Raw genomic sequence first — 14,032 nt, forward strand, 5'->3', positions numbered from 1 at the left:
TTGCCGTCGGCTATACCTGCTTTTACACGCTAGAACATTCGCTCGGCACGCGCCGACTGATTTGCCCTGCGCGGCGCACGGATTGCGCTGCTCATACCATTCCACGGAGGGATTTTTCATGCCGCAACACGGTTTCAGCCTGATTGAACTGCTTATGGGACTGGCGATTGGCGCAATTGTTCTGCTGCTGGTCAGCCCGGTGTTCGCCGCGCTCAAGCAAGCGACTCAGCGCGACCACGCAGCGCAGTCGCTGCTCGAGGGCATCCGCCACGCTCGCACCCTGGCTATGACCCACAATCAAAGTGTGGTGATCCATGGCATTGACGGCGACTGGAGTCAGGGTTGGCGAATCATTCTGGATCTTAGCGGCAAGGGGCCGGAGGACAGCAGCAATCCGCTGCTGGTTGAACGCGCCAGTGAGGCGAAGGTGGCGATTGTCGGCAACTGGTGGGTGAGCCGCTACGTGCGGTTCAGTCATCTGGGACAGCCGCTGATGCCGGGACGGCGATTTCAGGCGGGGACAATACACGTCTGCTCGCCGCGCGAGCCGGTCAGCCAGCGGCAGATCGTGCTGGCGGCAACCGGTCGCGTGCGCCTGAACAGTCAGGAAACCGAGCAGGCGCTGTGCGACAAAGGCAGAAGCGTCAGATCGAACGGACGCGCAGCTCTTTCGGCATCGAGAACGTGATGTTCTCCTCACGGCCAGCCAGCTCGTCGGCACCAGTCGCGCCCCAGGCCTGCAATTGCTGGATCACGCCCCGGACCAGCACTTCCGGTGCGGAGGCGCCAGCGGTAATACCGATGCGCTCGACGCCGTCGAACCAGCTCTGTTGCAGGTCCTCGGCACCGTCGATCAGGTAGGCCGGAGTCGCCATGCGCTCAGCCAATTCGCGCAGGCGATTGGAGTTGGAGCTGTTCGGGCTGCCGACCACCAGTACCACGTCGCACTCGTCGGCCAGTTGCTTGACGGCGTCCTGGCGGTTTTGTGTGGCGTAGCAGATGTCGTCCTTGCGCGGGCCACCGATGGCCGGGAAGCGCGTGCGCAGGGCATCGATCACACGGCTGGTATCGTCCATCGACAAGGTTGTCTGAGTCACGAAAGCGAGTCTTTCCGGATCGCGCACTTGCAAAGCGGCCACGTCCTTTTCGTCTTCGACGAGGTAGATCGCGCCGCCATTGCTGGCGTCGTACTGGCCCATGGTGCCTTCGACTTCCGGGTGACCGGCGTGGCCGATCAGGATGCATTCACGACCGTCGCGGCTGTATTTGGCGACTTCGATGTGCACCTTGGTCACCAGCGGGCAGGTTGCATCGAAGACTTTCAGGCCACGACCTGCAGCTTCGTTGCGTACGGCTTGGGAAACACCGTGGGCGCTGAAGATGACGATCACGTCATCGGGCACCTGATCGAGCTCTTCGACGAAAATCGCGCCACGGCTGCGCAGGTCTTCGACGACGAACTTGTTGTGCACCACTTCATGACGCACATAGATCGGCGGCCCGAAGACTTCCAGGGCGCGGTTGACGATTTCGATCGCCCGGTCCACACCGGCGCAGAAGCCACGGGGGTTGGCGAGTTTGATTTGCATGCTGTGCCTCGTGTCTTGCGCGCGAAAACAATGGAAAACAGACTGTGGAGACCTGCTTGTTGTGGCGAGGGGAATCATCCCCGCTCGGCTGTGTAGCAGTCGCAGACCTTCAACGGACTTATCTCAGAATCCGTTGACTGGTCTGGGGGCGCTTCGCACCCCAGCGGGGATGAATCCCCTCGCCACAGAAGCTCACTCCTGCATTTTTAGATCGCTTTGACGGAAATGATTTCCACGTCAAAGGTCAGCGTCTTGCCGGCCAGCGGGTGGTTGAAGTCGACGGTCACTTGCGTGTCATCGAATTCCTTCACCACACCTGGCAATTCAGTATTGGCCGCATCGTTGAAGATCACCAGCAGACCCGGTGACAACTCCATGTCGTTGAACTGCGAACGCGGGATGGTCTGCACGTTCTGCGGGTTCGGCTGACCGAAAGCGTTTTCCGGCTCGACGGTCAGGGTGCGCTTGTCGCCGGCCTTGAAGCCGAACAGTGCGGCTTCGAAGCCCGGCAGCAGGTTGCCATCGCCGACCTTGAACGTCGCCGGGGCCTTGTCGAAGGTACTGTCGACGGTGTCACCGTTTTCCAGGCGCAAGGCAAAGTGCAGGGTGACTTCGGTGTTCTGGCCGATGCGTTGCTCAGTCGATAGCGGTTCAGTCATGAGCAGCCTCTTCGGTTTTCTTCGATTTGAACATGTCCAGTGCCAGCATGATCGCGCCAACGGTGATCGCGCTGTCGGCAATGTTGAACGCCGGGAAATACCAGCGGTTCTGCCAGTGCACCAGAATGAAGTCGATCACATGGCCCAGGGCAATGCGGTCATACAGGTTGCCCAGCGCGCCACCCAGCACCAGTGCCAGGGCGACGGCCAGCCAGGTTTCGTTGCGACCCAAACGCTTGAGCCAGACCACCAGCACGGCACTGACGACAATGGCGATCAGCGCAAACAGCCAGCGCTGCCAGCCCGAGCTGTCGGCGAGGAAGCTGAAAGCAGCGCCAGTGTTGTAGGCCAGCGTCCAGCTGAACAGATCGGGAATGATCACGATCTGCTGGAACATTTCGAGCCTGGCTTCGAAGTAGAACTTGCTGGCCTGGTCAATGACCAGGACCAGCAGGCTCAACCACAGCCAGCTCAGCCGTCCGAAACGGCCAATGGCATCAGGCATAGTGACGAACCTCGCCAGCACCGCTGATGTTGTCGACGCAACGACCGCAGATTTCCGGATGCTCCGGGTTCACGCCGACGTCTTCGCGGCAATGCCAGCACCGCGCGCATTTCGGGAACGCCGATTTGACGATCTTCAGTTTCAGACCGCTGACTTCGGTGGCCACTGCATCGGCCGGAGCCTGAACGAATGGCGCGACGCTGGCAGTCGAGGTGATCAGGACAAAGCGCAGCTCGTTGCTCAGCTTGGCCAGGTCGGCGCTCAGCGCCTCTTCGGCAAACAGCGTCACTTCGGCCTGCAGGTTGCCACCGACGGCTTTCGCCGCACGCTGGATTTCCATCTCTTTGTTGACCGCGACTTTCACTTCCATGATGCGATCCCAGTAGGCGCGACCCAGCTCGAAGCCTTCCGGCAGCTCGGTCAGGCCTTCGTACCAGGTGTTGAGCATGACCGACTCGTTACGCTCGCCCGGCAGGTATTGCCACAGCTCGTCGGCAGTGAAGGCGAGGATCGGCGCGATCCAGCGCACCAGCGCCTCGGAGATGTGGAACAGCGCGGTCTGGCACGAGCGACGGGCCTTGCTGTCGGCACCGGTGGTGTACTGGCGGTCCTTGATGATGTCGAGGTAGAAACCGCCCAGCTCCTGCACGCAGAAGTTGTGGATCTTCGAGTACACGTTCCAGAAACGGTATTCGCCGTAGTGCTCTTGCAACTCGCGTTGCAGCAACAGCGTACGATCCACCGCCCAGCGATCCAGCGCCAGCATGTCTTCGGCCGGCAGCAGGTCGGTGGCCGGGTTGAAACCGGTCAGGTTGGAAAGCAGGAAGCGCGCGGTGTTACGGATACGACGATAGGCATCGGCGCTGCGGGTCAGGATCTGATCCGACACAGCGATTTCGCCAGAGTAGTCGGTCGACGCGACCCAAAGACGCATGATGTCGGCGCCCAGCGTATCGTTGATCTTCTTCGGCTCAATCACGTTTTTCAGCGACTTGGACATCTTGCGGCCGGACTCGTCGACGGTGAAGCCATGCGTCAGCAGTTCGCGATACGGTGCGTGGTTGTCGATGGCGCAACCGGTCAGCAACGACGAGTGGAACCAGCCACGGTGCTGGTCGGAACCTTCCAGGTACAGGTCGGCACGCGGGCCGCTCTCGTGGCCCATCGGGTGCGAACCGCGCAGGACGTGCCAGTGCGTGGTGCCGGAGTCGAACCAGACGTCGAGGGTGTCGCTGATCTTGTCGTATTGCGGCGCTTCATCACCGAGCAGTTCGGCGGCGTCGAGTTTGAACCAGGCTTCGATGCCTTCGACTTCAACGCGTTTGGCGACTTCTTCCATCAGCTCGACGGTGCGTGGATGCAGCTCGCCGCTTTCCTTGTTGAGGAAGAACGGGATCGGCACGCCCCAGTTGCGCTGACGCGAGATGCACCAGTCCGGACGATTGGCGATCATCGAGTGCAGGCGCGCCTGGCCCCAGGCCGGAACGAACTTGGTGTCTTCGATGGCTTTGAGCGAGCGCACGCGCAGGGTGTCGCCGCTGGTTGGCTCCTTGTCCATGCCGATGAACCACTGCGCAGTAGCGCGGTAGATCAGCGGGGTCTTGTGGCGCCAGCAGTGCATGTAGCTGTGTTCGATGACGGTGGTGTGCATCAGCGCACCGACTTCGGTCAGTTTTTCGACGATGGCCGGGTTGGCCTTCCAGATGAACTGGCCGCCGAAGAATTCCAGCGACGGCACGTACACGCCGTTGCTCTGTACCGGGTTGAGGATGTCGTCGTTGACCATGCCGTATTTCTTGCAGGTCACGAAGTCGTCCACGCCATAGGCCGGGGCGGAGTGAACCACGCCGGTGCCTGCGCCCAGTTCGACGTAGTCAGCCAGGTACACCGGCGACAGACGATCGTAGAACGGGTGACGGAAGTTGATCAGCTCCAGCTCTTTACCGGTGGTGGTGGCGATGACCGAACCTTGCACGCCATAGCGCGCCAGGCAGGCTTCGACCAGCTCTTCAGCCAGCACCAGCAGCTTGTCGCCGATATCGACCAGGGCGTAGTTGAATTCCGGGTGCACGTTCAGCGCCTGGTTGGCCGGGATGGTCCACGGGGTGGTGGTCCAGATCACGATCGCAGCAGGTTTGCTCAGCGAGGCCAGACCGAAGGCCGCAGCCAGTTTGGCTTCGTCGGCGATCGGGAACGCAACGTCGATGGTCGAGGACTTCTTGTTCTCGTACTCGACTTCCGCTTCAGCCAGAGCCGAACCGCAATCGAAGCACCAGTTCACCGGCTTGAGGCCCTTGAAGACAAAACCACCCTTGACGATTTCGGCGAGGGCGCGGATTTCACCGGCCTCGTTCTTGAAATCCATGGTCTTGTACGGATTGGCGAAGTCGCCCAGCACGCCGAGACGGATGAACTCGGACTTCTGCCCTTCGATCTGCTCGGTGGCGTAGGCGCGGCACAGCTCGCGGGTCTTATCCGCGCCGAGGTTCTTGCCGTGGGTCACTTCCACCTTGTGCTCGATCGGCAAGCCGTGGCAATCCCAGCCCGGGACATACGGCGCGTCGAAACCCGACAGGGTTTTCGAGCGGATGATCATGTCCTTGAGAATCTTGTTCAGTGCGTGACCGATGTGGATCGTGCCGTTGGCGTACGGAGGGCCGTCGTGCAGGACGAACTTCGGACGATCCTTGCCAATCTCGCGCAACTTTCCGTACAGGCCAATACTGTCCCAGCGCTGCAGGATCTGCGGTTCGCGCTGTGGCAGGCCGGCCTTCATTGGGAAGGCGGTGTCCGGAAGGTTTAGCGTGGCTTTATAGTCGGTCATTTAAGGCTCTTCATTAGCGATGGGCGCTAGGTGCGGCTAGTGCACGGGCGGTGGCGACATCCGCATTGATCGCCGTTTTCAATGCCTCCAGAGAGGCGAAGCGCTGCTCTTCACGCAGCTTTTGGTGGAAAACCACCGTCAAACGCCGGTCATACAGATCGCCGGCAAAATCTAACAGATGGACCTCGAGGTGGGCTTTGCCATCTCCTTGCACCGTGGGGCGCACGCCGATATTGGCGACGCCGGGCCAGGTCTTGCCGTCGATGTCGACATTCACCAGATAGACCCCGGTGAACGGCACGCGACGACGCTTGAGTTGAATGTTGGCAGTGGGCGTGCCCAGTTGCCGGGCCAGTTTCTGCCCATGCAGCACGCGACCGGCGATGCGGTACGGACGGCCGAGCAAGCGTTCGGCCAAGGCAAAATCGGCCGCAGCCAAGGCGTTGCGCACCTGCGTGCTGCTGACGCGAATGCCGTCCAGCTCGACGGTTTGCGCCGCTTCGACGGTGAAACCGTGAACCTGCCCGGCCTGCATCAGAAAATCGAAATCGCCGAGGCGGTCGCAACCGAAACGGAAATCGTCACCGACCTCCAGATGCTGCACGCCAAGGCCATCGACCAGAATGGTATCGACGAATTCACTGGCGCTGAGCTTGCTCAGCCGCTGGTTGAAAGCCAGGCACAACACCCGGTCGACGCCTTCAGCGGCCAGCAATTGCAGCTTGTCGCGCAACCGCGCCAGACGTGCCGGTGCGGTGTCGGGGGCAAAGAACTCCCGTGGCTGCGGCTCGAAAATCACCACGCAGCTGGGTACGCCCAACTCAAGCGCACGCTCACGCAGCCGGGCCAGGATAGCCTGGTGACCACGGTGAACACCGTCAAAGTTGCCAATAGTGGCGACGCAGCCCCGATGCTGGGGGCGCAAGTTGTGGAGGCCTCGAACCAGCTGCATAACGCGCTTCTTGCTCATAAAGTGGTCGATTATAACCACACCCGACGGCCGACGACAGGCAACACCGTAACGCAAAGTGAACGAGCCGACAAAACCGCCGGCCCATGCCTGCTCATGAAGGCTGAAACCTCAGCTCAAGGCCTTGCGATTGAAGTCGCGCAGGCGGAAACCCAACAGCAACAACATACCGAAATAGGCCACCACGCCAGCAACCACCAGCGCGCCCAGGCGCAAGAAGCGCTCAAGCATATGGCCCTCATCCCAGGCGGGCATGAAATGCATGCCGGCCAGCAACACCGCCGACATCACGGTCACCGCAACGACCAGCTTGAAGCCGAATTTGCCCCAGCCCGGTTGCGGTTGATACATCTTTTGCTTGCGCAGTTGGTAGAACAGCAGCCCGGCGTTCAGGCAAGCACCGGCACTGATCGCCAAGGCAAGGCCGGCGTGGGCCAGCGGCCCGATCAGCGCCAGGTTGAACAACTGCGTGCAGACCAGCGTGAAAATTGCGATTTTCACCGGGGTGCGAATGTTCTGTTGCGCATAAAAGCCCGGCGCCAGCACTTTGATCACGATAATCCCGAGCAGGCCGACCGAATAGGCAATCAGTGCACGCTGGGTCATCTCGGCATCAAAGCCACTGAACTGACCGTACTGGAACAACGAAACAGTCAGCGGCTCGGCAAGAATCCCCAGTGCCAGCGCGCACGGCAACACCAGCACAAAGCACAGGCGCAGCCCCCAATCGAGGATCCGCGAGTATTCGTGGCGATCCTTGCTGGCGTAGGTCTTGGCCAGCGTTGGCAGAAGAATCGTGCCGAGCGCCACGCCCAATACGCCCGACGGCAATTCCATCAAGCGGTCGGCGTAATACATCCACGACACCGAACCTGCGACCAGAAACGAGGCGAAGATGGTGTTGATGATCAGCGAAATCTGACTGACCGACACGCCGAGAATCGCCGGCAGCATCTGCTTCATCACCCGCCACACGCCGCTGTCGCGCAGGTTCAGGCGTGGTAGCACGAGCATGCCGATCTTTTTCAGGTGCGGCAGCTGATACAGCAACTGCGCCAGACCACCTACCAGCACCGCCCAGCCGAGAGCCATGACCGGCGGATCGAAATACGGCGTGAGGAACAGCGAAAACACGATCATGCTGACGTTGAGCAGAGTCGGTACGAAGGCCGGCACCGAGAAGCGGTTCCAGGTATTCAGAATCGCGCCGGCCAGCGACGACAGCGAGATCAGCAATATATAAGGAAAGGTCACCCGCAACAGATCGGAGGTGAGCTGGAATTTTTCCGGGGTATCGGTAAAACCGGGCGCCGTGGCCCAGATCACCCAGGGGGCGGCGATCATGCCCAGTGCAGTCACAACCGCCAACACCAGCGTCAACAGGCCCGATACATAGGCAATGAAGGTGCGCGTCGCCTCTTCGCCATGCTGGCTTTTATATTCGGCCAGGATCGGCACGAACGCCTGGGAGAAAGCCCCTTCGGCAAAGATGCGCCGCAGCAGGTTGGGCAGTTTGAAAGCAATAAAGAAGGCATCCGTGGCCATCCCGGCGCCGAATGTCCGCGCGATCAGCGTGTCACGAACAAAACCCAGAATCCGGGAAAGCATCGTGATAGAGCTGACGGCGGCCAACGATTTGAGCAGATTCATTGAGAGAGTTTGTGCCTGTCGATAAACAGCAGGCGAACAATGCGCCTACTTGTGCGATACTCCGCGCCGCAACAGCACAGAGCCAAAGCTCGCGAGTTTACAGGTCAAGCGCCGGAAATAAATATCCCGCCTCTTTATACCTACCACTTAGCGGAACGATTCAAGTGCCCTTGACAAGACAAGTCTTCATCGGCATGATTCGCGGCCTATTTTGTTTGCTATTTCCTAAAAAGTCTTTCGAGGAGCTCGACGGTGGCCAACTCACCTTCCGCCAAAAAACGTGCAAAACAGGCTGAGAAGCGTCGCAGCCACAACGCCAGCCTGCGTTCCATGGTTCGTACCTACATCAAGAATGTAGTTAAGGCCATCGACGCAAAAGACGCTGAAAAAGCTCAAGCTGCATACGTTCTGGCTGTGCCAGTTATCGACCGTATGGCCGATAAAGGCATCATCCACAAGAACAAGGCTGCTCGTCATAAGAGCCGTCTGAATGGCCACGTCAAAGCGCTGAAAGAAGCCGCTTAATCGACGTAGTCATTAAAAAACCGACCTCAGGGTCGGTTTTTTATTGCCTGTGATTTAACAAGCTACAGGCAAAAAAACTGTGGGAGCGAGCCCGCTTGCGAATGCGATCTGCCAGTTGATATTTCTATCGACCGACATGACCTCTTCGCGAGCAGGCTCGCCCCCACAGTTCGGATTGGTGGCGCTTATTGCTGGACCGGCACCCACGGCAGGATCGGGATGGCCGTGACCGCATTCTGCGGACTACCCTCGATCAAGCGATCGCTGTAGACCAGATACACCAGCGTGTTGCGCTTCTTGTCGAGGAAACGCACCACCTGCATGGTCTTGAACACCAGCGAGGTGCGCTCCTTGAACACCTCGTCGCCGTCCTTCAACTCACCCTTGAACTTGATCGGCCCGACCTGACGACAGGCAATCGAGGCTTCGGCACGATCCTCGGCCAGACCCAGACCACCCTTCACTCCGCCGGTCTTGGCGCGAGACAGGTAGCAGGTCACGCCCTCGACTTTCGGATCGTCGAAGGCCTCGACCACGATCCGGTCATTCGGCCCGACAAACTTGAACACCGTCGACACCTGACCGATTTCCTCGGCCGAGACCAGCAATGGCATGGCCATCAGCAGGCCCAACAATCCTTTCGCTACACGCATCGAATTTTCCTTAGACCAGAATCAGGTTGTCACGGTGAACCAGTTCCGGCTCCGCCATGTAACCGAGCAAACCGACAATCGCATCCGACGACTGACCGATGATTTTTTGCGCTTCCAGAGCGCTGTAATTGGCCAGACCCCGAGCGATCTCCCGACCGTCCGGCGCCACACAGACGACCATCTCACCGCGACGGAAACTGCCCTGAACCAGTTTCACCCCCACCGGCAGCAGACTTTTGTTGCCCTTGGACAACGCCGACACCGCCCCCTCATCCAGCACGAGAGTGCCACGGGTTTGCAGATGACCGGCCAGCCACTGCTTGCGCGCCGCGAGCATGCCACGCTCCGGCGATAGCAGCGTGCCAATGCGCTCGCCCGCCTTCAGGCGATCGAGCACACGCTCAAGCCGCCCGCCGACGATGATGGTGTGCGCACCGGAACGCGCTGCCAGGCGTGCCGCACGCAACTTGGTCTGCATGCCGCCGCGCCCCAGCGCACCACCGGTACCGCCTGCAACCGCATCGAGCGTCGGATCATCGGCGCGCGCTTCATAAATCAGCTGCGCATCGGGATTGTTGCGCGGATCAGCGTCGAACATGCCGTCGCGATCAGTGAGGATCACCAGCAGATCGGCCTCGACCAGATTGGCCACCAGCGCCGCCAGCGTGTCGTTGTCGCCGAAACGGATTTCATCGGTGACCACAGTGTCGTTTTCGTTGATCACCGGAATGACTTTCAGCTCGACCAGTGCACGCAAGGTGCTTCGGGCATTGAGGTAGCGCTTGCGGTCGGACAGGTCGTCGTGGGTCAGGAGAATCTGTGCAGTGTGCCGGCCATGCTCGGCGAAGCTCGACTCCCACGCCTGCACCAACCCCATCTGACCGATTGCAGCGGCCGCCTGGAGCTCGTGCATGGCACTGGGTCGTGCGGTCCAGCCCAAGCGACTCATGCCGGCCGCTACCGCCCCGGAGGACACCAGCACCAGCTCGACGCCCGCCTCATGCAGCGCCACCATCTGCTCGACCCAGACACTCATTGCCGCGCGATCCAGCCCTTTGCCGTCAGCTGTCAGCAAAGCGCTGCCGATCTTCACGACCCAACGCTGCGCACCTGTCACCTTGCTCCGCATCATCTTCAACCTTAGCTTGAGGGCAGCGCGACCTGGCACTGCCCGTGACGTTAATCGTGGCGATTGCTGACCAACGATCGATTTCCGGATACTAAAACGCCGCTCGATTGAGCGGCGTTCAAGTTTATCGCAACGGATCAGTCACGCACGTAAATGATTTCCGGACCGTCTTCGTCATCCACATCTTCTTCGTCCCAGTCATCGTCGCCGATGTCATGGACCGACTTCACGCCACTGCGACGCAGGGCACGCTTGTCGTCCAGCGCCTGCAACTGCGCACGGGCTTCGTCTTCGATGCGCTGATCGAGATCGGCCAGCTCTTCCTTGTACGCAGGGTCTGCGGCGAGGCGATCGGCACGGTCTTCCATGTAACGCATGATGTCGTGGCACAGACGCTCGGTACCGATCTTGGCGATGGCCGAGATCACGTACACCGGACCAGTCCATTCCAGGCGATCGACGATTTCCTTGACGCGAGCATCGTGCTCTTCTTCAAGGATCTGATCGCACTTGTTCAGCACCAGCCAGCGATCACGCTCGGCCAGCGACGGGCTGAACTTGATCAGCTCGTTGACGATCACTTCAGCTGCGTCCGGAGCACTGGAATCATCCAGCGGCGCCATGTCGACGAGGTGCAGCAGCAGACGCGTACGCGCCAGGTGCTTGAGGAAGCGAATACCCAGGCCGGCACCATCGGAAGCGCCTTCGATCAAGCCCGGAATGTCGGCAATGACGAAGCTTTTCCAGCGATCGACGCTGACCACACCCAGGTTCGGCACCAGTGTGGTGAACGGGTAGTCGGCGACTTTCGGCTTGGCGGCCGAGACCGAACGGATAAAGGTACTTTTACCGGCGTTCGGCAAGCCCAGCAGACCGACGTCGGCCAGCACTTTCATTTCCAGTTTCAGGTCACGCTGCTCGCCCGGCTTGCCTGGCGTAGTCTGACGCGGCGCACGGTTGGTACTGGATTTGAAACGGGTGTTGCCCAGACCGTGCCAGCCGCCCTGGACTACCATCAGTTTCTGACCAGCCTTGGTCAGGTCGCCGATGACTTCCTGGGTGGCGGAGTCGATCACGGTAGTGCCGACCGGCACGCGCAGGATCAGGTCTTCGCCCTTCTTGCCGGTGCAGTCGGTGCTGCCACCGTTGGAGCCACGCTCGGCATCGAAGTGACGGGTGTAACGGTAGTCGACCAGGGTATTGAGGTTTTCGTCGGCCATCATGTAGATAGAACCGCCGTCACCGCCATCACCGCCGTTCGGGCCGCCGTTTTCAATGAATTTTTCCCGGCGGAAACTCATGGCACCGTTGCCACCGTCACCGGCCTTTACGCGAATCGATACTTCATCAACAAACTTCATAACCAACGCCTCTCGCCGTACGGACGAGCCGAAAAACAATCAAGACATAAGACTCTTGCAAAAATGAGCGCAGCGACCCCAAGACACGACCTGCATCGCACGCCGACAGCCCATACAAACAGCTTTGCAAGAGACTCACCCCACAAACGAAAAAGCCCCGTCGCAAGACAGGGCTTCTCCAGCGATCTCGCGATTAAGCCGCGATTACGCTCACGTAACGACGACCGAAGGCGCCCTTTACTTCGAACTTGATCACGCCTTCGATTTTAGCGAAGAGAGTGTGATCCTTGCCCATGCCAACGCCGTAGCCAGCGTGGAATTGGGTGCCGCGCTGACGCACGATGATGTTGCCGGCCTTGATGACCTGGCCGCCATACATCTTCACGCCAAGGCGTTTGGCTTCTGAGTCGCGACCGTTACGGGTACTACCACCAGCTTTTTTGTGTGCCATGAGTTCAATTCTCCTAGTGAGGAATTAGGCTGTAATTAAGCCTGAATACCGGTGATTTTGATCTCGGTGAACCACTGGCGGTGGCCCATACGCTTCATGTGGTGCTTACGGCGACGGAACTTGATGATGCGGACTTTATCGTGACGACCTTGGGAGATCACTTCAGCCTTGACGGTTGCGCCAGCAACAACTGGTGCGCCGATGTTCACGTCGTCGCCATTGGCGACCAGCAGAACGCGATCAAAAGTCACGGATTCGCCAGTAGCGATTTCCAGTTTTTCGATCTTCAGGTATTCACCTTCAGCGACCTTGTATTGCTTACCGCCGGTAACGATTACTGCGTACATGGTATTTCTCCGATAATCCTGCTCACCCAGCTCTTTATAAGAAGAGGTATTGGCTGGCATGGCTGCATGGGGCTGGAACGGCCCAAGTGCAATTGCGTAAGGCAGGTGCTGCCCAGGAAGTTCAGGGTGCGCGATTGTACGCAAGCAATCTGCCTCGCGCAAGTGGCCGTCCATCGCGCCTTGACAGGTCTGGACGGGGGTCCTAGCATGCCGCGCAACCCTTCTGGAGCGACTCTCGCTGATGCAACCCCAAGCTTTCTACCGCGCGGTGGCGGACGATTTTAGCGCCGTCGACGGCATCATCAAGAAGCAGCTGACGTCTCGAGTGCCGCTGGTATCGAAAATCGGCGATTACATCACGTCGGCCGGCGGCAAACGCCTGCGTCCTTTATTAGTGTTGCTGTGTGGCAAGGCCCTGGGTCGCGAAGGCGACGACATGCGCCTGCTGGCCGCCACCATCGAATTCCTGCACACCGCGACCTTGCTGCATGACGACGTCGTCGACATGTCCGGCATGCGCCGTGGCCGCTCGACCGCCAACGCCATGTGGGGCAATGCCCCGAGCGTGCTGGTCGGCGACTTCCTGTATTCGCGCTCGTTCGAAATGATGGTCGAACTGGGCTCGATGCCGGTGATGAAGATTCTCTCCCAGGCCACGCGCATCATCGCTGAAGGCGAAGTGTTGCAGCTGTCCAAGGTGCGTGACGCCAGCACCAGCGAAGAAACCTACATGGAAGTCATCCGCGGCAAGACCGCAATGCTCTTCGAAGCGTCGACCCACAGCGCCGCCGCCCTGGCTGGTGCGACCGCCGAGCAGAGCGAAGCCCTGCGCACGTTCGGCGATCACCTGGGTGTGGCGTTCCAGCTGGTTGATGACTTGCTCGACTATAAAGGCGACGCGGAAACCCTGGGCAAGAACGTCGGCGACGATCTGGCCGAAGGCAAACCGACCCTGCCGCTGATCTACACCATGCGCGAAGGTACGGCCGAGCAGGCGGCACTGGTGCGTCAGGCGATCCAGAAAGGCGGGATCGAAGACCTGGAAAGCATCCGCATCGCCGTCGAAGCGTCCGGCTCGCTGGAGTACACCGCGCAACTGGCCCGCGATTACGTGGCCCGCGCGATCAAGTGCCTGGAGGCGCTGCCGGCCAGCGAATACCGCGATGCGCTGGTGGAACTGAGCGAGTTCGCGGTCGCCCGCACGCACTGATTCATCCCCTGTGGGAGCGAGCCTGCTCGCGAAAGCAATCTGCCAATCGACTCAATGTTGACTGACACAGCGCTTTCGCGAGCAGGCTCGCTCCCACAGTTGTTTCTGCGCTATGCCCTCCTCCGCGTAAAACCCTATACAATGTGCGCCCTTTAGTCC

At 59.9% G+C, this 14,032-nt stretch carries 14 protein-coding genes; 3 read left to right on the top strand and 11 right to left on the bottom strand.

Annotated elements, in window-relative coordinates:
- The first annotated feature begins 118 nt into the window (after positions 1–118).
- Entirely contained in the window at positions 119–688 is a 570-nt protein-coding gene (locus tag AC0Z5Z_RS14585) for a GspH/FimT family pseudopilin (RefSeq protein WP_375122706.1), read from the top strand.
- On the opposite strand, the gene ispH is transcribed toward AC0Z5Z_RS14585, so the two are convergent.
- The 6 genes from ispH to murJ form a co-directional block, all read right to left on the bottom strand.
- Positions 645–1,589 (bottom strand): 4-hydroxy-3-methylbut-2-enyl diphosphate reductase, encoded by a 945-nt coding sequence (gene ispH, locus AC0Z5Z_RS14590; protein ID WP_016773129.1) that lies wholly within the window; start codon positions 1,587–1,589, stop codon positions 645–647. The genes AC0Z5Z_RS14585 and ispH overlap by 44 nt on opposite strands.
- Before the next feature lie 206 nt (positions 1,590–1,795).
- Positions 1,796–2,248, bottom strand: coding sequence for an FKBP-type peptidyl-prolyl cis-trans isomerase (gene fkpB / locus AC0Z5Z_RS14595; RefSeq protein ID WP_122698534.1), 453 nt, complete (start codon positions 2,246–2,248; stop codon positions 1,796–1,798).
- On the bottom strand, positions 2,241–2,753 hold the full coding sequence (lspA, locus tag AC0Z5Z_RS14600) for a signal peptidase II (RefSeq protein ID WP_323621407.1): 513 nt from the start codon (positions 2,751–2,753) through the stop codon (positions 2,241–2,243). Before lspA ends, fkpB begins: the two co-directional genes overlap by 8 nt.
- Positions 2,746–5,577, bottom strand: a complete 2,832-nt coding sequence (gene ileS / locus AC0Z5Z_RS14605; protein ID WP_122693089.1) for an isoleucine--tRNA ligase — start codon at positions 5,575–5,577, stop codon at positions 2,746–2,748. Before ileS ends, lspA begins: the two co-directional genes overlap by 8 nt.
- A gap of 13 nt (positions 5,578–5,590) precedes the next feature.
- Complete coding sequence (ribF, locus tag AC0Z5Z_RS14610) at positions 5,591–6,529, bottom strand: bifunctional riboflavin kinase/FAD synthetase (RefSeq protein ID WP_016773125.1); 939 nt, start codon at positions 6,527–6,529, stop codon at positions 5,591–5,593.
- Between the two features lie 129 nt (positions 6,530–6,658).
- Positions 6,659–8,197: a murein biosynthesis integral membrane protein MurJ gene (gene murJ, locus AC0Z5Z_RS14615; protein WP_485611244.1), complete on the bottom strand. Its 1,539-nt coding sequence runs from the start codon at positions 8,195–8,197 to the stop codon at positions 6,659–6,661.
- A 252-nt stretch (positions 8,198–8,449) separates the two neighbouring features.
- On the opposite strand from murJ, the gene rpsT reads away from it, so the two are divergent.
- A complete protein-coding gene (gene rpsT, locus AC0Z5Z_RS14620; RefSeq protein ID WP_003228351.1) occupies positions 8,450–8,722 on the top strand; it encodes a 30S ribosomal protein S20 in 273 nt (90 codons plus the stop codon).
- Positions 8,723–8,907: 185 nt separating this feature from the next.
- Here rpsT and AC0Z5Z_RS14625 read toward each other — a convergent pair whose 3' ends face one another.
- From AC0Z5Z_RS14625 to rplU, 5 genes are all read right to left on the bottom strand, one after another.
- Positions 8,908–9,375, bottom strand: a complete 468-nt coding sequence (locus tag AC0Z5Z_RS14625; protein ID WP_041477794.1) for a CreA family protein — start codon at positions 9,373–9,375, stop codon at positions 8,908–8,910.
- A 10-nt stretch (positions 9,376–9,385) separates the two neighbouring features.
- A complete protein-coding gene (gene proB / locus AC0Z5Z_RS14630) occupies positions 9,386–10,504 on the bottom strand; it encodes a glutamate 5-kinase (protein ID WP_039761700.1) in 1,119 nt (372 codons plus the stop codon).
- A 137-nt stretch (positions 10,505–10,641) separates the two neighbouring features.
- The gene (gene cgtA / locus AC0Z5Z_RS14635; protein ID WP_016773122.1) at positions 10,642–11,865 is read right to left on the bottom strand and encodes an Obg family GTPase CgtA; all 1,224 of its coding nucleotides are present in this window, start codon (positions 11,863–11,865) and stop codon (positions 10,642–10,644) included.
- A gap of 193 nt (positions 11,866–12,058) precedes the next feature.
- Positions 12,059–12,316, bottom strand: a complete 258-nt coding sequence (rpmA, locus tag AC0Z5Z_RS14640) for a 50S ribosomal protein L27 (protein WP_016773121.1) — start codon at positions 12,314–12,316, stop codon at positions 12,059–12,061.
- Positions 12,317–12,351: 35 nt separating this feature from the next.
- On the bottom strand, positions 12,352–12,663 hold the full coding sequence (rplU, locus tag AC0Z5Z_RS14645) for a 50S ribosomal protein L21 (RefSeq protein ID WP_007924746.1): 312 nt from the start codon (positions 12,661–12,663) through the stop codon (positions 12,352–12,354).
- 241 nt (positions 12,664–12,904) lie between these two features.
- Between rplU and AC0Z5Z_RS14650 the strand changes: the two genes are divergently transcribed.
- The gene (locus AC0Z5Z_RS14650) at positions 12,905–13,873 is read left to right on the top strand and encodes a polyprenyl synthetase family protein (protein ID WP_016773120.1); all 969 of its coding nucleotides are present in this window, start codon (positions 12,905–12,907) and stop codon (positions 13,871–13,873) included.
- Positions 13,874–14,032: the final 159 nt, after the last annotated feature.

This window comes from Pseudomonas sp. 1L-E-NC-VB-C3, assembly GCF_057291535.1.